20 protein-coding genes are annotated in these 24,331 nt (G+C 66.6%); 7 read left to right on the forward strand and 13 right to left on the reverse strand.

Features of this window, described 5'->3' with window-relative positions; all coding sequences use genetic code 11:
• Nucleotides 1-36 precede the first annotated feature (36 nt).
• Entirely contained in the window at nucleotides 37-1,674 is a 1,638-nt protein-coding gene (locus R3355_RS04145) for an acyl-CoA synthetase (RefSeq protein WP_318945812.1), read from the reverse strand.
• 242 nt (nucleotides 1,675-1,916) lie between these two features.
• Here R3355_RS04145 and R3355_RS04150 point away from each other — a divergent pair, with 242 nt between their 5' ends.
• Nucleotides 1,917-3,827: a beta-ketoacyl synthase gene (locus tag R3355_RS04150; protein WP_318960171.1), complete on the forward strand. Its 1,911-nt coding sequence runs from the start codon at nucleotides 1,917-1,919 to the stop codon at nucleotides 3,825-3,827.
• A 157-nt stretch (nucleotides 3,828-3,984) separates the two neighbouring features.
• Here R3355_RS04150 and cysQ read toward each other — a convergent pair whose 3' ends face one another.
• Both cysQ and nudE read right to left on the reverse strand, forming a co-directional pair.
• Nucleotides 3,985-4,806, reverse strand: a complete 822-nt coding sequence (gene cysQ, locus R3355_RS04155) for a 3'(2'),5'-bisphosphate nucleotidase CysQ (RefSeq protein WP_318960172.1) — start codon at nucleotides 4,804-4,806, stop codon at nucleotides 3,985-3,987.
• On the reverse strand, nucleotides 4,803-5,369 hold the full coding sequence (nudE, locus tag R3355_RS04160) for an ADP compounds hydrolase NudE (RefSeq protein ID WP_318945809.1): 567 nt from the start codon (nucleotides 5,367-5,369) through the stop codon (nucleotides 4,803-4,805). Before nudE ends, cysQ begins: the two co-directional genes overlap by 4 nt.
• Nucleotides 5,370-5,504: 135 nt before the next feature.
• Here nudE and yrfG point away from each other — a divergent pair, with 135 nt between their 5' ends.
• Complete coding sequence (gene yrfG / locus R3355_RS04165) at nucleotides 5,505-6,167, forward strand: GMP/IMP nucleotidase (RefSeq protein ID WP_318960173.1); 663 nt, start codon at nucleotides 5,505-5,507, stop codon at nucleotides 6,165-6,167.
• Between the two features lie 58 nt (nucleotides 6,168-6,225).
• On the opposite strand, the gene fdhD is transcribed toward yrfG, so the two are convergent.
• The 5 genes from fdhD to R3355_RS04190 all read right to left on the reverse strand — a co-directional run bounded on the left by fdhD (nucleotide 6,226) and on the right by R3355_RS04190 (nucleotide 12,400).
• Entirely contained in the window at nucleotides 6,226-7,059 is an 834-nt protein-coding gene (gene fdhD / locus R3355_RS04170; RefSeq protein ID WP_318960174.1) for a formate dehydrogenase accessory sulfurtransferase FdhD, read from the reverse strand.
• Nucleotides 7,060-7,090: 31 nt separating this feature from the next.
• A complete protein-coding gene (locus tag R3355_RS04175) occupies nucleotides 7,091-7,339 on the reverse strand; it encodes a formate dehydrogenase subunit delta (protein WP_318960175.1) in 249 nt (82 codons plus the stop codon).
• Nucleotides 7,340-7,478: 139 nt separating this feature from the next.
• Nucleotides 7,479-10,322: a formate dehydrogenase subunit alpha gene (gene fdhF / locus R3355_RS04180; protein WP_318960176.1), complete on the reverse strand. Its 2,844-nt coding sequence runs from the start codon at nucleotides 10,320-10,322 to the stop codon at nucleotides 7,479-7,481.
• 15 nt (nucleotides 10,323-10,337) lie between these two features.
• A complete protein-coding gene (locus R3355_RS04185) occupies nucleotides 10,338-11,909 on the reverse strand; it encodes a formate dehydrogenase beta subunit (protein ID WP_318960177.1) in 1,572 nt (523 codons plus the stop codon).
• Complete coding sequence (locus R3355_RS04190) at nucleotides 11,906-12,400, reverse strand: formate dehydrogenase subunit gamma (protein ID WP_318960178.1); 495 nt, start codon at nucleotides 12,398-12,400, stop codon at nucleotides 11,906-11,908. The genes R3355_RS04185 and R3355_RS04190 overlap by 4 nt, the downstream gene beginning before the upstream one ends.
• A gap of 202 nt (nucleotides 12,401-12,602) precedes the next feature.
• Here R3355_RS04190 and R3355_RS04195 point away from each other — a divergent pair, with 202 nt between their 5' ends.
• Complete coding sequence (locus tag R3355_RS04195) at nucleotides 12,603-13,694, forward strand: substrate-binding domain-containing protein (RefSeq protein WP_318960179.1); 1,092 nt, start codon at nucleotides 12,603-12,605, stop codon at nucleotides 13,692-13,694.
• 303 nt (nucleotides 13,695-13,997) lie between these two features.
• Here the strand turns inward: R3355_RS04195 and R3355_RS04200 are convergent, their stop codons facing one another.
• Both R3355_RS04200 and soxC read right to left on the reverse strand, forming a co-directional pair.
• Nucleotides 13,998-14,558 carry a cytochrome c gene (locus R3355_RS04200; RefSeq protein ID WP_318960180.1) on the reverse strand — a complete coding sequence of 187 codons (561 nt, stop codon included), beginning with the start codon at nucleotides 14,556-14,558 and terminating at the stop codon, nucleotides 13,998-14,000.
• A complete protein-coding gene (soxC, locus tag R3355_RS04205) occupies nucleotides 14,551-15,834 on the reverse strand; it encodes a sulfite dehydrogenase (RefSeq protein ID WP_318960181.1) in 1,284 nt (427 codons plus the stop codon). The genes R3355_RS04200 and soxC overlap by 8 nt, the downstream gene beginning before the upstream one ends.
• Nucleotides 15,835-15,923: 89 nt before the next feature.
• Here soxC and R3355_RS04210 point away from each other — a divergent pair, with 89 nt between their 5' ends.
• The 3 genes from R3355_RS04210 to R3355_RS04220 all read left to right on the forward strand — a co-directional run bounded on the left by R3355_RS04210 (nucleotide 15,924) and on the right by R3355_RS04220 (nucleotide 17,811).
• Entirely contained in the window at nucleotides 15,924-16,238 is a 315-nt protein-coding gene (locus R3355_RS04210) for a metalloregulator ArsR/SmtB family transcription factor (protein ID WP_318945794.1), read from the forward strand.
• A gap of 351 nt (nucleotides 16,239-16,589) precedes the next feature.
• Nucleotides 16,590-17,075: a hypothetical protein gene (locus R3355_RS04215; protein WP_318960182.1), complete on the forward strand. Its 486-nt coding sequence runs from the start codon at nucleotides 16,590-16,592 to the stop codon at nucleotides 17,073-17,075.
• A gap of 304 nt (nucleotides 17,076-17,379) precedes the next feature.
• On the forward strand, nucleotides 17,380-17,811 hold the full coding sequence (locus R3355_RS04220) for a glycine zipper domain-containing protein (protein ID WP_318960183.1): 432 nt from the start codon (nucleotides 17,380-17,382) through the stop codon (nucleotides 17,809-17,811).
• A 239-nt stretch (nucleotides 17,812-18,050) separates the two neighbouring features.
• On the opposite strand, the gene R3355_RS04225 is transcribed toward R3355_RS04220, so the two are convergent.
• Nucleotides 18,051-20,888: an AMP-binding protein gene (locus tag R3355_RS04225; protein ID WP_318960184.1), complete on the reverse strand. Its 2,838-nt coding sequence runs from the start codon at nucleotides 20,886-20,888 to the stop codon at nucleotides 18,051-18,053.
• Nucleotides 20,889-21,078: 190 nt separating this feature from the next.
• Between R3355_RS04225 and R3355_RS04230 the strand changes: the two genes are divergently transcribed.
• Nucleotides 21,079-22,368 (forward strand): MFS transporter, encoded by a 1,290-nt coding sequence (locus R3355_RS04230; protein WP_318960185.1) that lies wholly within the window; start codon nucleotides 21,079-21,081, stop codon nucleotides 22,366-22,368.
• A 14-nt stretch (nucleotides 22,369-22,382) separates the two neighbouring features.
• On the opposite strand, the gene R3355_RS04235 is transcribed toward R3355_RS04230, so the two are convergent.
• Together R3355_RS04235 and R3355_RS04240 are read right to left on the reverse strand one after the other, a co-directional pair.
• Nucleotides 22,383-23,201, reverse strand: a complete 819-nt coding sequence (locus R3355_RS04235) for a DUF4824 family protein (protein ID WP_318960186.1) — start codon at nucleotides 23,199-23,201, stop codon at nucleotides 22,383-22,385.
• Nucleotides 23,198-24,265: a DUF2157 domain-containing protein gene (locus R3355_RS04240; protein ID WP_318960187.1), complete on the reverse strand. Its 1,068-nt coding sequence runs from the start codon at nucleotides 24,263-24,265 to the stop codon at nucleotides 23,198-23,200. The genes R3355_RS04235 and R3355_RS04240 overlap by 4 nt, the downstream gene beginning before the upstream one ends.
• Nucleotides 24,266-24,331: the final 66 nt, after the last annotated feature.

Consider the following 24,331-nt stretch of genomic DNA (forward strand, 5'->3'; position numbering starts at 1 on the left):
CGGGCTGGCGAGCCGCCCAATCCAGTTTACGCCTGCCTACTGCACCGCCATCGCCCGCGCCTGTTCGCGCAGAACGAACTTCTGCACCTTGCCGGTGGAGGTTTTCGGCAGGACGGTGAAGACCACGCAGCCCGGCACCTTGAAGCGCGCCATGCGTTGTTGGCAGAAGGCAATCACTTCCGCCGCGGTCAACTCGACCCCCGGTTTTAGGGTGACGAAGGCGCACGGGGTTTCGCCCCACTTGTCGCTGGGCATGGCCACCACCGCCGCCTCGAGGATCTGCGGATGTCGGTAGAGCACATCTTCCACCTCGATCGAGGAAATGTTCTCGCCACCGGAAATGATGATGTCCTTGGAGCGGTCCTTGATTTCCACGTATCCGTCGGCGTGCCACACCGCCAGGTCGCCGGAGTGGAACCAGCCGCCGGCGAAGCACTCGGCAGTGGCCGTGGGATTTTTCAGGTAGCCCTTCATCACCACGTTGCCGCGCATCATGATCTCGCCGATGGTCTGACCGTCCTTGGGCACCGGCTCCAGGCTGTCCGGGTCGGCCACCATCAGGCCGTCCAGCAGCGGCGCACGTACGCCCTGACGGGACTTGAGGCGCGCGCGCTGCTCGGGGGTTTCGCTGTCCCACTCCTCCTTCCACTCGCAGGCCACGCTGGGGCCATAGGTTTCGGTCAGGCCGTAGACGTGGGTGACGCGGAATTCCATGGCTTCCATGGCCTCGATCACCGCAGCGGGTGGCGCGGCACCGGCGGTCAGCACCTTGACCGGCCGGGTCTTCAGCGCCTTCAGATCATCGGCGGCATTGGCCAGCATGTTCAGCACGATAGGCGCGCCACAGAAATGGTCGACCGCGTGCTCGGCGATCAGCGGGTAGATCGCCTCGGCGCGCACATGGCGCAGGCACACGTTGACCCCGACATAGGCCGCCAGCGCCCAGGGGAAGCACCAGCCGTTGCAGTGGAACATCGGCAGGGTCCACAGGTACACCGGGAAGCGGCCCATGTCCCAGCACATGGCATTGGACAGGGCATTCAGGTGCGCGCCGCGGTGGTGGTAGACCACGCCCTTGGGGTTGCCGGTGGTGCCGGAGGTGTAGTTGAGCGAGATCGCCTGCCACTCGTCGGCCGGCATCTGCCAGGCATAGTCGGCATCGCCTTCGGCCAGCAGCTCCTCGTAGTCGAACTGGCCGATCAGCTGGCCGTCCTGATATTGCGGGTCGTCGATACCGATGATCAGCGGCCGGTTGGGCAGGTGGCTGGTGGCGCGCTGCACCAGCTCGCCGAATTCCTTGTCGACCAGCAGCACCTTGGCTTCGCCGTGCTGCAGGATAAAGGCGATGGCCTCGGCATCCAGGCGGGTGTTGATGGCATTCAGCACCGCGCCGCACATGGGCACGCCGAAGTGCGCCTCGAACATCGCCGGGCCGTTCGGCGCGATCACCGCCACCGTGTCGCCCAGGCCAATGCCACGCCGGGCCAGGGCTGAAGCCAGACGAATGCAGCGGCTGTAGGTCTCGCCCCAGGTTTGCCGCAGGCTACCGTTGATCAGCGCCGTGCGCTGCGGGTAGACACTCGCCGCGCGCTCGAGAAAACTCAAGGGACTGAGCGCCTGAAAGTTCGCCGCATCGCGCGGCATGCCATATTCGTAGGGGTTGAGGCTGTGCATTATTGTTCTCCAGCGGAACCTTGAACTGCAGAAACCTTAGCAGGAGTATGGTCTTGTAGAAGCGCGACCTTGGTCGAAGCAGTGACTCACGGGTCATAAATCACGTCAGCATAATCATCCGAACAGTCGAGCCACTGCTCGCCCCATCGAATGCCCCCGTGTTTGCGGGTTCCTGGGCGAGCGACAAGCAGGTAGCGCTTCATCTGAGCTTGTCCGGCGTATTTATTTGAAGGAGTTTCCGCGTGAAGTCTCGCTTACCCGTGATCGTTGGTTTTGGTGGTTATAACGCAGCCGGTCGCAGCTCCTTTCACCACGGCTTCCGCCGCACCGTGATCGAGTCGATGGACATCCGCGCGCGCCAGGAAACCCTCGCCGGCCTGGCAGTGATGATGAAGCTGCTGCAGTTCCTCGACGGCAGCTACCAGACGGCCGACGGCACGCTGCTGAGCCTGGCCGAGATCGACAGCCGCTTTGCCGAACAGATTCTCGGCTCGACCCTGGTGCGCCGCATCGAACTGCAGCACCTGGATGTCGACGCCGCCCATTGGCAAAAGAACATCAGCGTCAGCGGCGCGGCCGACACGCCGCTGAGCTTCATCAGCAACCGCAAGCAACTGCCCGAGCCCCTGCCGGGCAACTGGTCGGTGGAGCAACTCAACGCCACCGAGGTGCGTGTCACCCTGCACGACAGCTGTGATTTCAAGGTCGACAGCTACCGCGCCCTGCCGGTGAAATCCGCCGGCCAGTTGCCCAGCGGCTTCGAACCGGGTGAACACTACAACTCGCGCTTCCACCCGCGCGGCCTGAGCATGGCGATTGTCGGGGTGACCGACGCCCTGCGCTCGACCGGCCTGCCCTGGCAATCGATCGTCGATCGGGTACAGCCGGACGAAGTGGCGGTGTTCGCCAGCTGCATCATGAGCCAGCTCGACGAGAACGGCTTCGGCGGCATGATGCAATCGCGCCTCAAGGGCGGACGGGTCACCGCCAAGCAGCTGGCCTTGGGCCTCAACAGCATGCCGGCGGACTTTATCAACGCCTACGTGCTCGGCAGTGTCGGCAGCACCGGCGCCATCACCGGCGCCTGCGCCACCTTCCTCTACAACCTGCAGAAAGGCATCGAGCAGATCACCGCAGGCAAGGCCCGGGTAGTGATCGTCGGCAGCAGCGAAGCGCCGGTCAACCAGGAGTGCATCGAGGGTTACGGCGCCATGGGCGCACTGGCCACCGAAGAAGGCCTGCGCCAGATCGAAGGCAACGAACAGGTGGACTTCCGCCGCGCCAGTCGCCCGTTCGGCGACAACTGCGGCTTTACCCTGGCCGAAGCCTGCCAGTTCGTGGTGCTGATGGACGACGAACTGGCCCTGGAACTGGGGGCCGACATCCATGGCGCAGTCCCGGATGTCTTCGTCAACGCCGACGGCTTCAAGAAATCCATCTCCGCCCCCGGCCCCGGTAATTACCTGACCATGGCCAAGGCAGTAGCCAGCGCCGTGCAACTGCTCGGCACCGACGCCGTGCGCCAGCGCAGCTTCGTCCAGGCCCATGGTTCCAGCACTCCAGCCAATCGGGTCACCGAATCAGAGCTGCTCGATCGCATCGCCGCCGCCTTCGCCATCGAGCAGTGGCCGGTGACCGCGGTCAAGGCCTTCGTCGGCCACTCCCTGGCCACCGCCAGCGGCGATCAGGTGATCTCAGCCCTGGGCAGCTTCAAGTACGGCGTCATTCCCGGGATCAAGACCATCGACGCGCCCGCCGACGACGTGTTTCAGAAGCACTTGTGCTTTGCCACTGCGGATCGCCAACGCGAGCCGCAGCAACTCGATGTGTGTTTCATCAACTCCAAGGGCTTCGGCGGCAACAACGCCAGCGCCGTGGTGCTGGCACCCCATGTGGTCGACAAGATGCTGCGCAAGCGTCACGGCGACGCCGCCTTCGACGCCTACTGCAGTCGCCGCGAACAGACCCGCGCCGCTGCCCGCGCCTATGACGAACAGGCCATGCAGGGCCAGCTGGAAATCATCTACAACTTCGGCCGCGACCTGATCGACGACCAAGCCATCGAGCTGGGCACCGAACAGATCAAGGTACCGGGCTTCGCCCAGCCGCTGGTGTTCAAGAAGGATGAGCGCTTCAGCGATATGCTCGACTGAGCGCGGCGCTATCCCCGTAGGGTGCGCCATGCGCACCGGCTATTGTGCTGCGGGCCTTGGTGCGCGCAGCGCACCCTACGAGACTCGCCAGTACGTAGTCCGGATGCAATCCGGGGGCTCTGGCAACGATTTTCCCGGATTGCATCCGGGCTACCGGTCAATCCAGGGCGCGGGCCAGCTGGATCAGTTCAGTGCGCCATTCGACGGCTACCGGCAAGGCGAGGAAGGATGGGTTGAGCAAGGACTCGCGCGCTTCATAGGTCAGCACCTCGCCCTGCAGGGTCAGCACTTCGCCGCCGGCGCCTTCCAGCACACCCTGGGCGGCGGCGGTGTCCCACTGCGAGGTCGGCGCCAGGCGCGGGTAGCAATCGGCAATGCCTTCGGCCAGTTGGCAGAACTTCAGCGAGCTGCCGACGCTGGCCAGTTGCAGGTCGCCGAAGCGCTCGCTCAACCCCTCGAGCAGACGTTCCTGGGCCGGGCTGCTGTGACGCCGGCTGGCGACCACGGTAAAGGCTTCGTCCGGGATCAGGCGCACGCTGATCGGCTGCGCCGCACCATCGGCCTCGGCCCGCCAGGCGCCCAGGCCGGCACCGCCGTAGTAGCAGCGGCCATTGGCCGGAATGCCGACCACGCCGAACACCACCCGGCCCCGCTCGACCAGGGCGACGTTGACGGTGAATTCCTCGCTGCCGGCAATGAACTCCTTGGTGCCGTCCAGCGGGTCGACCAGCCACCAGCGGTTCCATTGCGCGCGCTCGCCGAAGGCGATATCGGCGTCTTCCTCGGACAGCACCGGGATGCTCGGGTCGAGCGCGACCAGACCATCGTTGAGGATGTGATGGGCGGCCATGTCGGCGGCGGTCACCGGCGAGGCGTCGGCCTTCTCGGTCACCAGCACACCGGCGCGCCAATGCGGCAAAATCGCCGCGCCGGCCTCGCGGACCAGCTGGATCACCGCCGGAATCAGGGGATGGCTCATAGGACGAAGTCTCCGCGCTGGGTCAGCAGATCGCGCGCCAGGTAGAGCGCGGCCAGGGCCCGGCCCTCGCTGAATTGGGGATGCTGCACCAGGCTCGAGAGTTCGCGCAGGTTGACCTTGTCCACCCGCATCGGCTCCGGCTCGTCGCCGGGCAGGCTTTCCGGGTACAGGTCCGTGGCCAGCACCACCTGGATCTTCTGGCTCATATAGCCGGGCGACAGGCTCAGTTCGGTCAGGTGCTCGAGTCGCCGGGCGCCGAAACCGGCTTCTTCCTTGAGCTCGCGGTCAGCCGCCGCCAGCACGTCCTCGCCCGGTTCGATCAGGCCCTTGGGCAGCGACAACTGGTAATCATCGGTGCCGGCGCAGTATTCCTCGACCAGCAGCACATGCTCGGCATCGGCCAGCGCCACTATCATCACCGCACCGTAACCGACACCCTTGCCGACCAGGCGCTCATAGGTCCGCTCCACTCCGTTGGCGAAGCGCAGCTGCAGCTCTTCGACACGAAACAGGCGACTGCTGGCGACGATCTCGCGGGCGAGTACGGTGGGTTTCTGACGCATGGGGCGGCTCCTGAGAATGGCGGGGCGAGTTATCATACCGCGCCTTTTCCGATTAGCCCCGTCGGAGATTGCGCGATCACGACGTCAGTCGGCAGATTCGCGACAACCTCCGCAATCAGCACACAAGAAGCCACCATGCCGTCACTGCCCTGGACCGAGATCGACACCGTACTGCTGGACATGGACGGCACCCTGCTCGACCTGCACTTCGACAACCACTTCTGGCTGGAGCATCTGCCGCAGCGCTATGCCGAGCTGCACGGCATCAGCCGCGCGCTGGCCGACGCCGAGCTGCTGCCACTGTTCAAGCAACACGCCGGTCAGCTCAACTGGTACTGCACGGACTTCTGGAGCCGCGAGCTGAAGCTGTCGATCCGCGACCTCAAGCGCGAAGTGGCCCACCTGATCGCCCTGCGCCCGGACGCCGACACCTTCCTCGCCGCGGTACGCAGCGCCGGCAAGCGCGTGGTGCTGATCACCAATGCCCACCGCGACTCGCTGTCGCTGAAACTGGAACGCATCGAACTGGCGCCCTACTTCGACCGCCTGATCAGCTCCCACGACTACGGCTTTCCCAAGGAAGCCCAGCAGTTCTGGTTCGCCCTGCAGCAGGATCTCGGCTTCGAGCCGGCGCGCAGTCTGTTTATCGACGACAGCCTGCCGATCCTGCGCAGTGCACGGGATTTCGGCGTCGCTCAGTTGCTCGCAGTGCGCCAGCCGGATAGCCAGGCCGCGCCCAAGGACACTGAGGAATTCGCTGCGGTGGAGGACTACCGGGCGTTGATCGAGGGGTTGTAAGGGTTTCGCGGCAGAAGAGCTTCGCGGCCAAGGCCCCTCCCACACGGAGCCCCGGGTTTTATTGTCCGTCCGGCGCCGGGCTGTAAACCCGCGGCGCACTGTGGTGCGGCAGGTGGATCAGGTTGAGCCGGTGCTCGCGCGCCCAGCGCACGGTGAGGTTGGTCGGTGCCGAGAGGCTGACCAGGGTGGCGAATTCGCCGCGCACCGCCTTGTGAATCAGCTCCAGGCTGCAGCGGCTGGTGATCACCACGAAGCCCTGGCGCGCGCTACGACCTTGCTGACGCAGCGCACCGATCAGCTTGTCCAGCGCGTTGTGCCGGCCGATATCCTCGCGGCACAGGCTGATTTCGCCGTGCTGGTCGACGAACAGCGCGGCATGCAGGGCACCGCTGTGGCGCGCCAGATTTTGCACGCCGGCGATGCGCGTGCGCAGGTCGATCAGGTGTGCGGCCGGCGGCAGCGGGCTGGGCGGCAGAACCCTGAGTTGTGGCAGCGCCTGCTCCAGCGCCGCCACGCCACACAGGCCGCAACCGCTGGTGCCGGCCAGCTGGCGACGCTGCTGCTTGAGCGCCCAGAAGGCGCGGTTGCTGATCTGCACCTCGGCGTTGAGGGTGTCGCCGCTGCGCGTCACCCGCACGTCGAAAATTTCTTCGACGCCGCTGACCACCGCACTGCTCAGGCTGAAGCCGATGACGAAGTCTTCCACGGCCGAGGGCGAGACCATCATCACCGCATGGCTGATGCCGTTGTAGGCGATCGCCAGGGCGCACTCCTCGGCCAGCATGGCGCTGCCGTGCACTGCCGGGTCATCCAGCTCGACATAGGCGTAGGCATCCTGCGCCTTGCTGGTGGACGGTTCGCCCGGTACGGAGATGGCTGCGCGACGTGACATGCTCGATGACTCCAAGGGATCAGACTCCAGCTTAAGCCGGTCGGGCCCGCGGTTCGACCTGTTCGCGAAGCGCCTGCATGGCGTCCACGACGAAGGCACTCAGCTCTGCGCCGCCGCTGGCGTCGAGATGGGCGTAGAGCGCGGTGCGCATCTGCGGATCCCATTGCCGCTTGAGGTGCTGGGCGAAGTCCTCCCGCCCCTGTTGCGGGTCGGGCTGCGAGGCGAAGAAGGCGCCGATCTGGTTGGCCATCTTGATCAATTGCGTGGCGTTCATGCCCATGGAAGTGCTCCGCTGATTAACCTGGATACCGCGTCGGCTGGCCGCTGTAGGGTGCGACTAACGGGGGCCTGGTGCGCATGGCGCACCCTACGAGCCAGAGCCATCGAAACGATAGTCCTCAGGCACGGCACACCAGGTCTCATAGCTGCACCACCTTGATCTGCGGCAGCAGGTCGAGCTGCTCGCTGGTAAAGGCCTGGAACTCATTCTGCCACTGCGACGGCGCTTCGACCTTGCTGATCTGCACGGCGGTGACCTTGTACTCGGGACAGTTGGTCGCCCAGTCCGAGTTGTCGGTGGTGATCACGTTGGCGCCGGACTCCGGGTGGTGGAAGGTGGTGTAGACCACCCCCGGCTGAACCCGCTCGGTGATGGTCGCACGCATCGCCGTCTCGCCGGCGCGGCTGTTGATCGACACCCAGTCGCCGTCGTTGATCCCGCGATCCTCGGCATCCACCGGATGGATCTCCAGACGGTCCTCGGCATGCCAGGCGCCGTTGGCGGTGCGTCGGGTCTGCGCGCCGACGTTGTACTGCGAGAGGATCCGCCCGGTGGTCAGGATCAGCGGGCGCTTGCGCGAGGTGCGCTCCTCGGTGGCGATGTACTCGGTGATCATGAAGCGGCCCTTGCCACGCACGAAGGCGTCCTCGTGCATGATCGGCGTGCCTTCCGGCGCGGCGTCGTTGCATGGCCACTGGATGCTGCCCAGGCGTTCGATCTTGGCATAGCTGACCCCGGTGAAGGTCGGCGTCAGGCTGGCGATTTCGTCCATGATCTGCGACGGGTGCGTGTAGTTCATCGGGTAGCCGAGGGCGTTGGACAATGCCACCGTCACTTCCCAGTCTTCCTTGCCGGCCAGCGCCGGCATCACCTTGCGCACCGGCGAGATGCGTCGCTCGGCGTTGGTGAAGGTGCCGTTCTTCTCCAGGAAGGAGGCGCCGGGCAGGAACACGTGGGCGAACTTGGCGGTTTCGTTGAGGAACAGGTCCTGCACCACCACGCATTCCATGGCCTTGAGCGCATCGGTGACATGCTGGGTGTCCGGGTCGGACTGCGCCGGGTCCTCGCCCTGGATGTACATGCCCTTGAAGGTGCCGGCATGGGCCGCCGCCAGCATATTGGGGATACGCAGGCCCGGCTCGTCGAGCAAGGTGACGCCCCAGGCCTGCTCGAACTGTGCCCGCGCCAGCGGGTCGGAGACGTGGCGGTAGCCGGGCAGCTCATGGGGGAAGGAACCCATGTCGCAGGAGCCCTGCACGTTGTTCTGCCCGCGCAGCGGGTTCACGCCGACGCCGGCGCGGCCAATGTTGCCGGTGGCCATGGCCAGGTTGGCGATCGCCATCACGGTGGAGGAGCCTTGGCTGTGCTCGGTCACGCCCAGGCCGTAGTAGATCGCGGCGTTACCACCGGTGGCATACAGGCGCGCGGCGGCGCGCACGCTGGCGGCGGGCACGCCGGTCAACTCTTGCATGGCCTCGGGGCTGTGCCGCGGGTCGGCGACGAAGGCGCGCCATTGCTCGAAGGCTTCACCCTCGCAGCGCTCGGCGACGAAGGCCTCGTTGACCAGATTTTCCGTGACGATGACATGGGCCAGGCTGTTGAGCAGGGCGACGTTGCTGCCCGGGCGCAGTTGCAGGTGATGGTCGGCCTTGACGTGCGGGCCGCGCACCAGGTCGATGCCGCGCGGGTCGGCGACGATCAGCTTGGCGCCCTCGCGCAGGCGCCGCTTGAGCTGCGAGCCGAACACCGGGTGGCCATCGGTGGGGTTGGCGCCGATCACCAGCACCACGTCGGCGGCCAGCACCGAGTCGAAATCCTGGGTGCCGGCGGATTCGCCGAGGGTCACCTTGAGGCCGTAGCCGGTCGGCGAATGGCAGACCCGCGCACAGGTGTCGACGTTGTTGTTGCCGAAGGCGGCGCGCACCAGTTTCTGTACCAGGTAGGCCTCTTCGTTGGTGCAGCGCGACGAGGTCAGGCCGCCGACCGAGTCGCGACCGTACTGCGCCTGGATGTCCTTGAAGCGCTTGGCGGTATAGGCGATCGCCTCGTCCCAGCTCACCGTGCGCCAGGCGTCATGGATGCTCTCGCGGATCATCGGCGCGGCGATGCGATCCGGGTGGGTGGCGTAGCCCCAGGCGAAGCGGCCCTTGACGCAGGAGTGGCCGTGGTTGGCGTGGCCGTCCTTGTTCGGCACCATGCGCACCACTTCGTTGCCCTTGATCTCGGCCTTGAACGAGCAACCGACGCCGCAATAGGCGCAGGTGGTGGTCACGCTGCGTTCGGCCTGGCCCATCTCGATCACCGACTTTTCCATCAGCGTGGCGGTCGGGCAGGCCTGCACGCAGGCGCCGCAGGACACGCACTCGGAATCGAGGAAGTCCTCGTTCTGCCCGGCACTGACCTGCGAATCGAAGCCACGGCCGCTGATGGTCAGGGCGAAGGTGCCCTGCACTTCTTCACAGGCGCGCACGCAGCGGTTGCAGACGATGCACTTGGCCGGGTCGAAGGTGAAATAGGGGTTGGACTCGTCCTTGGGCTCGGCCAGGTGAGTCTTCACCGGGTCGTAGCGCACCTCGCGCAGGCCGACCACGCCGGCCATGTCCTGCAGCTCGCAGTTGCCGTTGGCCGAACAGGTCAGGCAGTCCAGCGGGTGGTCGGAGATGTACAGCTCCATGGTGCCTCGACGCAGCTCGGCCAGTTTCGGGCTCTGCGTGCGCACCTTCATCCCGGCTTCCACCGGGGTGGTGCAGGACGCCGGGAAACCGCGGCGGCCTTCGATTTCCACCACGCACAGGCGGCACGAACCGAAGGGTTCCAGGCTGTCGCTGGCGCACAGCTTGGGCACGGCGATGCCGGCCTCCTGGGCCGCGCGCATCAGCGAGGTGCCGGCCGGCACGCTGATCGCCTGGCCGTCGATTTCCACGGTTACCGGAGCGCCGGTACGGGCGGGGGTGCCATAGTCGAGTTCACGAAACAGGGCCATGTCGATGTCTCCGGTTCAGCGGGCTGCGGCGGTGTCTTTCGACACGCCGAAGTCTTCGGGAAAGTGATTGAGGGCGCTCAGCACCGGATAAGGGGTCATGCCGCCGAGGGCGCAGAGCGAGCCGCCGAGCATGGTGTCGCACAGACTCTTGAGCAGTTCGATACGCCCCGGCTGCGGGCCTTCCGAGCGGGCGACTATGATCTGCTCGAGCAGCTCCTCGCCGCGGGTCGAGCCGATCCGGCAGGGCGTGCACTTGCCGCAGGATTCGATCGCGCAGAACTCCATGGCGTAGCGCGCCATATGGGCCAGGTCGACCGTATCGTCGAACACCACGATGCCGCCGTGGCCGAGCACCGCACCGAGGGCGGCGAAGGCCTCGTAGTCCAGCGGCGTGTCGAACTGCGACTCCGGCAGGTAGGCACCGAGCGGGCCACCGACCTGCACCGCGCGGATCGGCCGGCCGCTGGCCGAGCCGCCGCCGTATTCATAGAGCAGTTCGCGCAGGGTGACGCCGAAGGCCTTCTCGATCAGGCCGCCGCGGGCGATATTGCCGGTCAGCTGGATCGGCAGGGTGCCGAGCGAGCGGCCCATGCCGAAATCGCGGTAGTAGGCGCCGCCCTTGTCCAGGATGATCGGCACCGAGGCCAGCGAGATCACGTTGTTGATCACCGTCGGCATGCCGAACAGGCCCTCGATCGCCGGCAGCGGCGGTTTCGGTCGCACTTCGCCACGCTTGCCTTCGAGGCTTTCCAGCAGCGAGGTTTCCTCACCGCAGACATAGGCGCCGGCGCCGCGGCGCAGGTGCAGATGGAAGCGCTGGCCGCTGCCGAGAATGTCGTCGCCCAGGTAGCCCTCGGCATAGGCCGTGGCCATGGTCGCCTTGAGCGCCGCTTCGGCGTGCGGGTATTCCGAGCGCAGGTAGATATAGCCCTCGGTGGCACCGACGGCCAGGGCGGCGATGGTCATGCCCTCGATCAGCACGAAGGGGTCGTCCTCCATCACCATGCGGTCGGAGAAGGTGCCCGAGTCGCCCTCGTCGGCGTTGCAGACGATGTACTTCTGCGCCGCCTGGCAGCCGGCCACGGTGCGCCACTTGATCCCGGTGGGGAAAGCGGCGCCGCCGCGCCCGCGCAGGCCGGAGTCGAGCACCTCGGCGATGATCGCCTCTGAGCCGATTTCCAGTGCCCGCTTGAGGCCGCGGTAGCCGTCGTGGGCAATATAGTCGGCCAGCGACAGCGGATCGGTGATCCCGGCGCGGGCGAAGGTCAGACGTTCCTGGCGCTTGAGGTAGTCGATCTCTTCGGTCAGGCCGAGGCCGAGCGAATGCTCGCCGCCGTCGAGGAAACCGGCCTCGAACAAGCCGGCGACGTCGCGGGCCTTGACCGGGCCATAGGCGACGCGCCCGGCCGGGGTGGCGACTTCGACCAGCGGTTCCAGCCAGAACAGCCCGCGCGAACCGTTGCGCACCAGCTTCACGTCGAGGTTGCGCGCCTTGGCTTCGGCGACTATGGCCTGGGCCACCTGGTCGGCGCCCAGGCTCAGGGCGCTGGCGTCACGCGGGACATAGACGGTGATTGGCGAATTCATGCACGTGCCTCCTGTTCTTCCACCAGGTCCAGCAGATCCTCGACATCGACCCGGCCGTGCAACTGGCCGTTGAGCATGGCGTTCGGCGCACAGGCACAGTTGCCCAGGCAGTACACCGCCTCCAGGGTCAGACTGCCGTCGGCGCGGGTCTCGCCCAGTTGCAGACCGAGTTTTTCCTGCAGCTCATCGGTCAGGGCCTTGGAGCCCATCGACTGGCAGGCCTCGGCCTGACACAGCTTGAGGTGCACCCGCCCCGGCGGGCTGGCGCGAAAATCATGGTAGAAACTGACCACCCCGTGCACCTCGGCGCGCGACAGGCACAGGTCTTCGGCGATCAGCGGCAGCACCTCGGGCGGCACTGCGCCGAGACGATCCTGGATATCGTGAAGAATGGGCAGCAGGGCGCCCGGTTCGTCGCGGTGCGCCGCCAACACCTCGCGGGTGACGGCCTGATACTGTTCGGGGTCGAAGCGCTGGGGAAGAGTGGCCATGTGCGATGCTCCAGCCGGCGGGCTTAGCCGGTGCTGTCGGGGAGATAGGCTGGACCAGTCACGGCTGCTGCTCCAGTTATCTCGGGCGTTCCGCTGAGGGGTCGCCATATATGAAGTAAAGTTCTTATACTCAGGCGTAAAACCGCCAGATGCCGCACGTTAGCATGGGCCTTTCCGCGATCAAATATGAAGCAGAGGACATATGATCCGTATCGAGATCCAACCGCGCTGGCGCTTTCACCAGCCCGATGGCAGCAGCCTCGATCCCCAGGGCCTGAGCCTGCTGCAAGACGTTCACGATACCGGCAAGCTGACCGAGGCCGCCGCCCGCAGCGGCTACTCCTACCGGCATGCCTGGAACCTGCTGGGCAAGTGGGAAGCCTTCTTCGGCAGCCCGCTGATCGAGCTGCAGCGCGGCAAGGGTGCACGTCTCACCAGCCTCGGGGAAAAACTGCTGCGCGCCGACCAACGGATACGCGCGCGCCTGGCGCCGCAACTGGACAACCTGGCCGGCGAGCTGGAAATCGAACTCAACCGCGCGCTGCAGGACACCCGCCCCGGCCTGCGCATCCACGCCAGCCATGGCTTCGCCGTGGCGGCGCTGCGCGAATGGCTGGAACAGGACGGCCGCTGGCAGTGGGAACTGCAGTTTCGCAGCGGCGTCGAGGCGATGCTTTCGCTGCAACGCCGCGACTGCGACCTGGCCGGCCTGCACGTGCCGTCCGGACCACTGGGCAGCCTGAGCATGGCGCGCATCCAGCCCTGGCTGCGCGCCGAGCACCGGGTGATCACCTTCGTCGTGCGTACCCAGGGGCTGATCCTCGCCCCCGGCAACCCATTGGGCATCACCGGCCTGGCCGACCTGCAGCGCAGCGGCCTGCGCCTGGTCAACCGCGAACAGGGCTCGGGCACGCGCATGCTCCTGGAAAGCCTGCTGCAACAGGCGCAGATCGACAGCACCGGGATCGACGGCTTCCATAACGAGGAATACACCCACGCCGCGGTGGCCGCCTACGTCGCCAGCGGCATGGCCGATGTCGGCTTTGGCGTCGAGGCGGCGGCGCGGATGTTCGGCCTGGCCTTCATCCCCATGGCTCGCGAGCACTACTGCCTGCTCTGCCACCAGGACAGTCTCAACCTCCCCGCCATGGGCGCCCTGCTCGAGGTACTGCAGAATCCCGAGTTCCAGGCGCGCATCGCCCAGCTGCCCGGCTACGCCCTGAGCCGCCCCGGCGAGGTGCTGCCGCTGACCCAGGCGCTGGAACAATGGAGCCGCGAGAGCCTGCTGGAGTAGGCAAGAATTTTTTCACCAACCCTTATCAAACAACCCGCATGTCATTGATTTTATGGGTTATGACGTTCTCTGCAGGAACGCCGCCCGGACCGTCCGATCTGGGGTAATCCACAATCTGTAGGGTGTCACTCGCCGCAGGCAGTGCACCATGGGTTCTCCGGCGCGGCACAAAAGCTGGCGGGTTGTCGCTGCGCTCCGAAGCCGCCCTACGAACGGAACACCGCCCGGCCGCTCCTACGACAGGGGCCCCGAGCACCCCGTTTGCTGCGCGACAGCGCGCCGTCGAAGACGGGGCGGCCTCTCTCAGGGCGCTGCGGACTGCGGCGCGTCTTGCGCCCAGCGCAGGCGTTTGCGCCCGGGCATCTCGACCTTGGGCAGGCTGTGCTGGTCGAGCACGGCGCTCGCGTCCAACAGGTCATTGAGGTGCAGGATATAGGCGGTAAGGGCATACACCTGATCGTCGCGCAGGCTCTTCGGCGCATGGTGCGGCATGGCCCGCCGGGTGTAGTCGAAGATGCTGGTGGCGTACGGCCATTGACCGCCGACCGACAACAGCAGCAGCGGATGCTCGCTGATGCGCAGGATGCGCAGCGGGTCGTCGAAGCTGAAAAAGCCGTCGCTACCGACCAGGCGCGCGGCCGGGCCTTCCTTGCCCCTGGCGCCATGGCAGCTGGCGCAGCGGCTGGCATAGAGTTCGCCTCCGGCGTGCACGCTGCCCTGGCCGGGGGGCAGGTTGCGCCCATCGGGGTAGACGCTGATGGCATAGCGCTGGATGGTCTGCGCCGACAGCGGCAGGCCGAAGTCGATCAGCGGCTGCGCCGCGGCGCCGGTTGCCAGCGCCAGCAGCAGCCAGAGGCTACGCATAGACATTCTCCACCTCGCCGCTGCTGCGCACGCGCCAGGCCTGGACGGCGTTGTAGTGGTTGAACGAGTGGGCCGCATAACGGCTGCGCCATTCGCTGCGGCTCGGCTGGGTGTTACCCAGCTCGTCGCTGGCGCGACTGAGCAGGGTGGTGGCCGCGCCCGTCCACTGCCAGGGGATGCTGAAACGGGTCAGCGCCTTGTCCGGCACCGGCGCCTGCAACTGCGCCATCGCCCAGGTGCGGCCGTTGTCGGCGGAAACCTCGACCTTGGCGATGCGCCCCAAGCCGGACCAGGCCAGCCCGGAGACCTCGTAGAAGCCCTTGAGCTCGGGCAACTGCTGCTGCCCGCTGGGATGGGTGATCACCGATTTGACCTCCATGGGAAAGCCGAACGCGAGAATCTCGCCGTCGCTGAGAATGCGCGTATAGAGGCCCGACTCGTCCTTGCTGAAGACCGGGCTGTCGCTGACTTCCAGGCGGTGCAGCCACTTGACGCTGACATTGCCTTCCCAGCCCGGCACGAACAGGCGCAGCGGATAACCCTGGGAAGGCCGCAGGCGCTCGCCGTTCTGGTAGAAGGCGATGATCGCGTCATCCATCAGCTTGGCCAGCGGCAGGCTGCGACTGTGCGAACCGCCATCGGCGCCCTCGCAGATCACCCAGCGCGCCTCTGTCTTGATCCCCGCCTCGCGCAGCAGATAGGACAGCGGCACGCCGGTCCATTCCGCACCCGACACCTGGCCGAACAATTCCTGGCAATCGGCATCGCGCGCGGTCGGCGAGATGGCGTTGGCCGCGGTGTTGCCCGCGCATTCGAGAAACTGGATGCGCGACACCATGGGGTAGCGCATCAGTCGCTCCAGGTCGAACTTCAGCGGTCGCTCGACCAGACCATGAATCAGCAATTGATGACGCTCGGGGTCGATGGCCGGAATGCCGTTGTGGTGCACCGCGAAGTGCAAGCCGCTGGGGGTGATGCTGCCGCGCTGATGCTGCAACGGCGAATGCCAGATGCTGAAGCCGGCGGTCTGCGCGGTGCTTGGTTGCAGCTGGCGCAACACCTGGCGCTCATGCCCCGAGGGGCTGCCGTAGTCGACGTTGGCGCCGCCCAGGCTGGTCATCCAGGCCGGCATGGGCGGCTCGCCTTGCGCCAGCACCCGCCCGGCCGGCGACAGGCCGATGGCGGCGGCAAGGCTGAGGCCGTAACCGCTCTTGAGAAAGGCGCGGCGATCGAGCAGGCCGTTACCGGCGACGAAGCGCAAAGCTGACTTGTTCACGACAGGCTCCCGGACGGCAGGCGCCGTCGCTTTCACTAAACAACCATATAACTAGTAATCTAGTTATATGGTTGCATGCCGCTCGCCGCGTGTCTATTCTCCGCGCCATGGAACTCAATGAAGTCGCATCTTGCCTCGAGGCGCTGGGCAATCCGCTGCGCCTGCAGGTCTTCCGCACGCTGGTGCGCAGCGGCCCGGACGGGCTCAACTTCGGCCAATTGCAGGAGCGCATCGGCATTCCCCGCTCGACCCTGGCCCATCACCTCAACAGCATGGTGCAGGCCGGCGTGCTCACGCAGCAGCGCGATGGCCGCGAAGTATTCAACCGGGTCGACTTCGCCCGCTTGCAGCAGGCCCTGAACTTCGTGATGGCCGAGTGTTGCCAGGACGGCGGGTCAGCCTGACCACCCGGTGGCGGCCCGCCCCATCGCCCCCCCCAAAGCACCTCAGTTTGCTGCGCGACAACATGGCGCTAAAGACGGGGCGCTCCCTCCTACCGACTTGCGATGCAAGGCGAAGCCTGCTTCGCCAGCGCGCCCGCACAAACCTCCGAAGACCCTCTCGAAAATGCCTGAAAAACGCCCAGAGTTGCTTGAAACAAGGATCTATGACCGCCTTAAGCCGTAAAAGTTCTCCATTCAAAACAGCTACTTACACAACCTTTACCTAAACGCACCGCTCGTCGGCAGAAGCTTGCCAGGTCTGGTCGCCAACCCCAGCATCGCCACCGACTTAACCACTGAGAGAACTTCTCCATGAAGTACATTTCGATGCTTCTACTGAGCCTCGGCTTCGCCGCAGGACAGGCAATGGCAGGCGATAACATCCAGGCCGGTGTCGGCGGCGCCTTGGGCGGGGTATTGGGTTCGGTGGTCGGCCAGCACGTCGGCGGCAGCACCGGCGCGGCCATCGGTGCCGGTGTCGGCGGTGCCGCGGGCGGCTCGGTCGCCGCGCGCCGCGGCAACAAGACCGAAGCGGCTATCGGTGGCGGCCTGGGTGCAGCTGGCGGCAACGTCCTCGGCCAGCAGATGGGCGGCACCACCGGCGGCCTGATCGGCGCAGCGCTCGGCGGCGGAGCCGGCGGCGCCATCGGCAACAACTACGGCGATGCCAGCCGGGATGACGACCGCTACGACCGCGGCGACCGCCGTCATTACCGTGACGATCGCCGCCACGGCCATCGTCACCACCATGGCAAGCGCCACAAGCATAAGCACCACCGTCGCGGCTGGCGCGACTAGCCGGGCGAGCCGGAAGCGCTATTCGCTTTAGTTCACGAAGATGGTTCGTGGCGAGCTGAAGCGGATCGCCGCCAGCCCCCTCCTTCGTAGCCCGAATAAGCCCCAGCGCAATCCGGAACCCTAGCGCGGTGCGTGCTTTATCAATGATGCAGACGCTACCGCTCCCGCGCCGGGGAACCAAAGCCCGCCATGCACCTCTACATCTGTGCGATGTAGCAAAAAGCCACTAATACAGGCCATTGAAAAGCCACCTGCTAATCGTGACGGCAGTACGCTCGCCCCCTTATTCAGCAGGACTCAAACCATGCGCAATATTCTTGTAGCCTTCGCGCTCGGCAGCCTTATCGCCGCGCCTTGTGCCCTGGCCGGCGACACCGGCAAAGTCGCCATCGGCAGCGGCGTCGGTGGCGCCCTGGGCAATATCATCGGCCAGCAGGTCGGCGGCAGCACCGGCGCAGCGATTGGTGCCGGGGTCGGTGGCGCGGCCGGCGGGGTGGTTACCGCCCGCGACGGCAACAAGACCAACGCCGCCCTCGGTGGTGGTTTGGGCGCCGCAGGCGGTTCGGTGCTCGGCGACCAAGTCGGCGGCAGCACCGGCTCGACCATAGGCGCGGGTCTGGGTGGTGCAGCCGGCGGCGCGCTGGCCAACGAATACTCCGGTGGCGAGCGTGATGACGGTCGCCGTCATGACCATGGCAAAAAACACAAGAAGCACAAAAAGCATCGCCACAATTGAATAATCCCAGGTGCGCCATGCGCACCTGCCGCCCAGTGCCATCGACCACGACAGCAGCCGCTCACCCAGCCAGGTGAGCGGCTTTTTTGTAGCCTGGACAAGGTCGCTGAGTAACCCCCAGTGCGTCGTGCGCACCAAGGTCTCACCGCCTTCGGCAATCTGGTGCGCACAGCGCACCCTACGGTTCGAACGCTTCGCGCCTATTGCTCCACGGCCGCGCAAGTCAGCGGCGCATGCCTTCAGCCCGCCAGCAGCAGCCGGTCCGGCTCATCCAGATGCTGCAGCAACTCGGCCCGCGCGCTGTCGCGCAACCTGATCGCATCCAGCCAGTCGGGGCCCTGCGTCAGTAGTTGGGCGCAGATGTGCAGGTGGATTTCGCCACGGTGGGGGAACCACTGGCCGCCACGCAGGATCATGCGCGAACCACCGATGGCCACCGGCACCAGCGGCACGTCGGCGCGCGCGGCGAGGACGAAGGCACCCATACGAAATGGCAGCAGCCCCGGCTCGCGGGTCAGCGTGCCTTCGGGGAAGAACACCAGCGACTGCCCGGCCCGCAACGTCTGCGCCAGGCGTTCGGCGTCGTCGGCACTGCGCTGCAGGTCGAAACGTTCGACGAAGCAGGTGCCGAGCTTGCGCAGGAAGGGCCCGGCGATACGCTGCCCGGCCAGCTCACGTTTGGCGACGAAGCTGAACTCGGGCGGTAGCGCCGCGCAGAGCAGCAACCCGTCGAGGTAGCTGGCATGGTTGGCGACCAGCACCCGCACCTCCTGGCGGCGCAGCCTGTCCAGGCGCTCGATATGCACGGGGATGCCCGCCAGATGCAGGAACAGGCGCGCCGCGGCCCCGGTCAAACGGCGACGCCAGGTCAGCCGCGGCAGCAGTGCCACGGCCGTCCAGGTCAGGCTGCCGAGCAGCCCGAGCAAGATCCAGAAATAGGCGGCATAGAGTGCAGTCAGCATGCGCCGGCCCGCGCGCGCGAGCTGCGCGCGCAACGCCGACAGCGACAGGCGTAGCAGTTGCCGCCACACCGGGCGCCCCGGCTGACCCACCTCGCCGCGCTCGTACAGCTCGCGACTGGCGGCGCGGCGGATCTTGCCGCTGGAGGTTTTCAGCACGCTGTGCGGCGGTGCCAGGACGATATCGTCCGGCGGCACCCCGGTCAGCTCGACGGCGATCCGCCTGATCTGCTGCTGCAGGCGCTGCCGCACGCGGGCGTCCTTCTCGTTGGTCTCGGCCAGCACCACCAGGCGCTCGCTGGCACTGGCCGGGTCGCCACTGCCGAACACCGCGACGCAGCCCTTGCGCAGGCCCGGCAGGCTGCCGACCGCGGTCTCGACGTCGTAGGGATAGATGTTGCGTCCACCGCGAATGATCAGGTCCTTGGCCCGCCCGCTCAGATAGATCTCGCCTGCTGCCATATAGGCCAGATCCAGCGAGTCGACCCATTCGCCATGGCGCACCCGCTGGCTCTCCTGCGGGTTATGGAAATAGCCGCTGGTGGTCGACGGCCCCTTGAATTGCAGATGGCCCTCGCAGCGTTCGGGCAGCTCGATGTCCTGATCATCGACGATCCGCACCTGATGCCCCGGCAGCGGTCGCCCGCAGCTGACGAAACGCAGCGCATCGGCACTTCCCGGCTCGGCGCGCACCGCCTTGCCCCGGGCCTGGAAAGGCTCGCGCCGGACCCAGTCAATCAGCAGCCCGCGGTCCATCGGCGGGAAGGCTACGCCCAGGGTCGCCTCGGCCAGGCCATAGACCGGGGCCAACGCAGCCGGCTGCAGCCCACAGCGGGCGAAGCGCTCGGCGAAGCGTTGCAGGGTGTCGGGGCTGACCGGTTCGGCGCCGTTGCAGGCCAGGCGCCAGCTGCTCAGGTCGAGGCCCTGGATCTCGCTGTCGGTGAGCTTGCCCAGGCACAGCTCGTAGGCGAAATTCGGTGCCGCCGACAGCGTGCCGCGATAGCGGTGGATGGTCTCCAGCCAGCGCACGGGGCGAGCGAGGAATGCCAGCGGCGACATCAGCACCAGGACGAAACCGTAATACAGGCTGCCGAACCAGGCGCCGATCAGACCCATGTCGTGGTACATCGGCAGCCAGCTGACGAACACATCGTCGGCGCTGACGCGAAACGCCGAACCCATCGCCCGCAGGTTGGCCAGCAGGTTGGCATGGCTGACCATCACGCCCTTGGGCTGGCCGGTACTGCCCGAGGTGTACTGCAGAAACGCCAGATCCCGGGCCTGGCGCCTGGTCGCCAGGAAGGTGCCGGGCTCGGCGGATAACTCGGCCACCGTGGCGATCCCGCGCAGGCTCACGACTTGCGGTTTGAGCAGGCGGGCGAGCAGCCTGGCTTCGCTCACGGTGATCAGCATGGTCGCCTCGGCGTTAGCCAGAATGCCGGCCTGGCGATGCAGGTGCTCCTCGATCTGCGACAGGCGCATGGGCGGATAGATGGGCACCGGCACGCCGCCCGCGAGGAGGATGCCGAAGAAGCCGAAGAGGAAATCACGGCCGGTCGGCAGCATCAGCGCCACCCGCTGTCCGGCCTGCAGGCCGCGCTGCTGCAAGCCGCAGGCAACCGCCCGGGCACCCTGCTGCAAGGCCAGGTAGCTGATGTCTTCGGGCACATCGCTATCGCCCAGCAGGCGCACATGAATGCGCTGCGGGTGGTGCTGCACATGCCAGTCGAGCACCTCGATCAGGGTCTGCGCGGCGTCCGGCGCGAGCCGCTCCTGAGGGCCGACGGGCAAGCGCTCGACGCTGCCGCGCGGCTCAGCCGCGACCGTCGGTGCGCAGGCCAGCAGCGCCTCGAGCAAGTCGCCCGGGGTCTCCGCCGAGGCGAACAGCGTCTCCGGCAGGCGCACGCCGAACTCGCGCTCGACACGCGACCACAGCTCGACCCGGGCCAGGCTGTCGAGCCCCAGATCGCTGTCGAATACGCTGTGCAGGCTGGCGGGCAAATCCTGCGCCGCATCGGGGCGCAGCTCGACAATCGTCTGTCGAACGATCCGTAACAGTCGTTGCGCCGCAGCCGCTGAATCGGGATGGGCGCTTGTAGCATGAGGCAAACGACTCATCGGCAACCCCTCACCGGGCGGGCAGTCTTGACGACCACCTTCGCCCAAAACAATAAGCCTTTGCCGGCGCTGGCGATAATAACCTCTGGCCCATAACAGACCCGCGGTTATAGCGCGGTCGTCTCTCGCCGAGCGGGCTGCTAGGATCTCTTGATCCACAATTGTCCAGCGCCAACCCGGAGTGCCCGCCATGCCCCCCAGCCTTGCCCCAGGAGTGACACACCGCGAAGCCTGGGCCTGGGCGATGTACGACTTCGCCAACTCCGGCTACACCACGGTGGTGATCACCGCGGTGTTCAGCGCCTACTTCGTTGCCGTGGTGGCCGAAGGCGCGACCTGGGGCACCCTGGCCTGGACCAGCGCCATCGCCCTGTCCTATGCCCTGATCATCCTCAGCGCGCCGCTGCTCGGCGCCTACGCCGACGCCTATGCCTGCAAGAAGCGCCTGCTGCTGTTCAGCACCCTCGGCTGCGTGCTGTTCACCGCCGGCCTGGCGCTGGCCGGGCCAGGCGCGCTGGTGATCGCCATCGTCTTCGTCGTGCTGTCGAACTTCTGCTTCGGCAGCGGCGAGAACCTGATCGCCGCCTTCCTCCCGGAAATCGCCCGCGAGGATTCCATCGGCCGGGTCTCCGGCTGGGGCTGGGGCTTCGGTTATCTCGGCGGTCTGCTCAGCCTCGGCGCCAGCCTGGCCTATGTCAGCTGGGCCCAGGCCCAGGGCCACACAGCGGCGCAGTTCGTGCCGGTGTGCATGCTGCTCACCGCCACCCTGTTCGCCCTGACCAGCCTGCCGACCTTCCTGTTCCTGCGCGAGCGCAGCCAGCCGCAGCTGCAGCCGGGCGCCCGCCACAGCGCGCGGGTGGCGTTCGCCCGCTTCGCCCAGACGGTCCGCGAGGCCCGGCGCTATCGCGACCTGCTGCGCTTCCTCGCCTGCACCCTCAGCTACCAGGCCGGGATCGCCGCGGTGGTCACCCTGGCCGCCATCTATGCCACCCAAGCCATGGGCTTCACCACCCAGGACACCCTCAAGCTGATCCTGCTGGTGAATATCACCGCCTCGATCGGCGCTGTGCTGTTTGGCTATGTGCAGGACCGCCTCGGCCATCTCGCCACCCTGACCCTGACCCTGTTCGGCTGGCTGCTGATGATCGGTCTGGCCTGGGCCGCCGAGGGGCCGCCGCTGTTCTGGCTGGCGGCGAATATCGCCGGCTTGTGCATGGGCGCCAGCCAGTCGGCCGGACGCGCCATCGTCGGCCTGCTGGCGCCACCGTCGCGGCGCGCAGAGTTCTACGGGCTGTGGGGCCAGGCGGTGAAGCTGTCGTCGATCCTCGGGCCGATGACCTACGGCCTGACCAACTGGCTGACCGATGGCGACCACCGCCTGGCGATGCTGATCATCGGCGGTTACTTCGTCCTCGGCCTGCTGATCCTCGCCAGCGTCGACCTCAAGCGCGGCCGCCGCGCGGCGCTGGTCGATTGGTAAGGCTCAGGCATAACCTACTGACGACTGGCGTCGAGCATCCACGGCTCCAGGCGACGACCGAATGCCAGCTGGACCCGCACTTGCGGCCGCTCCTCACGATAGGCGCCACCCTGCTGCCAGTCGGCGAACACCTCGCGCAGGGCATACGGCACCGTGATCCGCGTATGGTCGGGATAGATGGCCGCGGCAAACCCGCCCGCACCCGGCTTGCCGCTGCCGGCATGGGGCTTCAGGCGTCCGCCCAGCAACAGGTAGCGCTGACGGTCCGGGTAGGCCTGGCGCAGCGCCTGGGCGTCGAGCCCGGCATCGACCAGGAATAGACGACTGTCGCGCTGCTGTTCCTGGGTCAGTTGCTGCCGATGGCTGTCGCGCTGGCGTTGCAGCTCCTGATCATCCGGCCGGCTCTGCACGCGCGCCTCGGCCTCGGCCAGCGCCTGACGCGCGTTCTGCAGCTGGCGCTGGTACACCGGGCCGTCGAGTTCCAGCACCAGCACGACCGGACGGGCCAATTGCCGGTTGAGGCGCGGCTGCCAGTCGTCCCGGGTGAAGTCGGGCACCTGGAAACCCAGGGCCTGCAGCTTGTCTGCGCTCAACCAGTCGACCCGGCCGTGCTCGTCCGCGCGGCGCCACAGCAGCTGCACACGCAGGCCGCTGTCATCCTCGCGCTGGAACCAGTCGCCGTAGGGCAGCTGCAGTTCGCGCTCGCTCAGGGTCATGCGGCTCTCCGGCTCGCCGCTGCGGTTGTAGTAGACCCCGGCCAGGGCCACGGCATTGCTCAGCAGGATCAGGCCGAGGCCCAGCCACAGCCGCCGGCGCGTACTCCACAGGTTCATTGCACACCGTCCTGGGCGCTTCTGCGCCAGCGTTGCAGCAGAGCCAGGAGCAACAGCGAGAGCAGGCCCAGCAGCAGGAAGAACAGGTACTTGGGCAGCAGCTGCCACCACCAGTCGAACAGCTTGGCGTAGAGGAAGATCACCGCGAACAGCAGGCCGATATTGACCAGCTCCGCCCAGCCGCGGCGAATCCCTTGCCAGATCACCAGGCCGGCGAGGGGGAAGCTGAGCAGCTGGTACAGCGCCTCTATCGTCCCGCTCGACCAGGGCAGGTAGCTGCCGGCGCCCCAGTAGGACAACAGCAGCAGCGGGACGAACAGAAACAGCAGCGCCATGCCGCGATAGAGGCTGGCGAAGCCGCTGTAGCGCAACTGCTCGAATAGCTGCGGCACGGCCAACAGCAGCAGCGCCACCGGCAGGAAGTTCTCCGGCCGCTGGCCCACCGAAAACCAGTAGAAACCGCCCCAGGCGTTGCAGCGAATTGCGACGAACAGCCCCAGACAGAGGATGCCGGCGGCCAGCAGCAGGCGCTGCCGGCACTGGTAGGCGAGCAGCAAGGCCAGCGCGCCCCAGGGCAGCAGGGCCTTGTCCGAGGGGGTGATATTGAAGATCTGGCCGAGCATGCTCAGATTGAGCACGAAGCAGACGAAGCTCAGCAGCGCCGCCAGCTTGGCGTAGTAACCGGAACGGTCGCGTGCCTGAATCCAGAAGGTCAGCAGCAGACTGCCGAGCGCGCTGCCGAGCAGGATCGCCACCTGCGCCGCCTCGTTGAACAGCCCCCAGAACTGATAGAAGAGGAAGAACAGCCCGGCCGCCAGGGCCAGGGAACCGAACAGCGAGGCGATGCGCATGCCCAGCGACAATTGTCGCGAGCGCTGGTCGGCATCGATATCCAGGGTGCTGGCGAAATGGCCGAGCAGGCGCTGATGATAGAGGCTGATCGCCAGCCGCTGGGCCGGCTCCAGGCTGACCACCCGCTCGGCCTGCAGCTGCGCCAGTTCTTGCTGAAAGGCATGAATCCGCTCGGCGCGCTGCTGCGCCTGCTCACGGGTTTGATCGGGCATGGGCACTCTTTCGCATGGTGACTGCCGACAGCCTAGTGCGCCCTTGGTAAATTCACCATGCCTCTG

It is taken from the genome of Pseudomonas sp. (assembly GCF_033723075.1).
Classification (GTDB): Bacteria; Pseudomonadota; Gammaproteobacteria; order Pseudomonadales; family Pseudomonadaceae; genus Aquipseudomonas.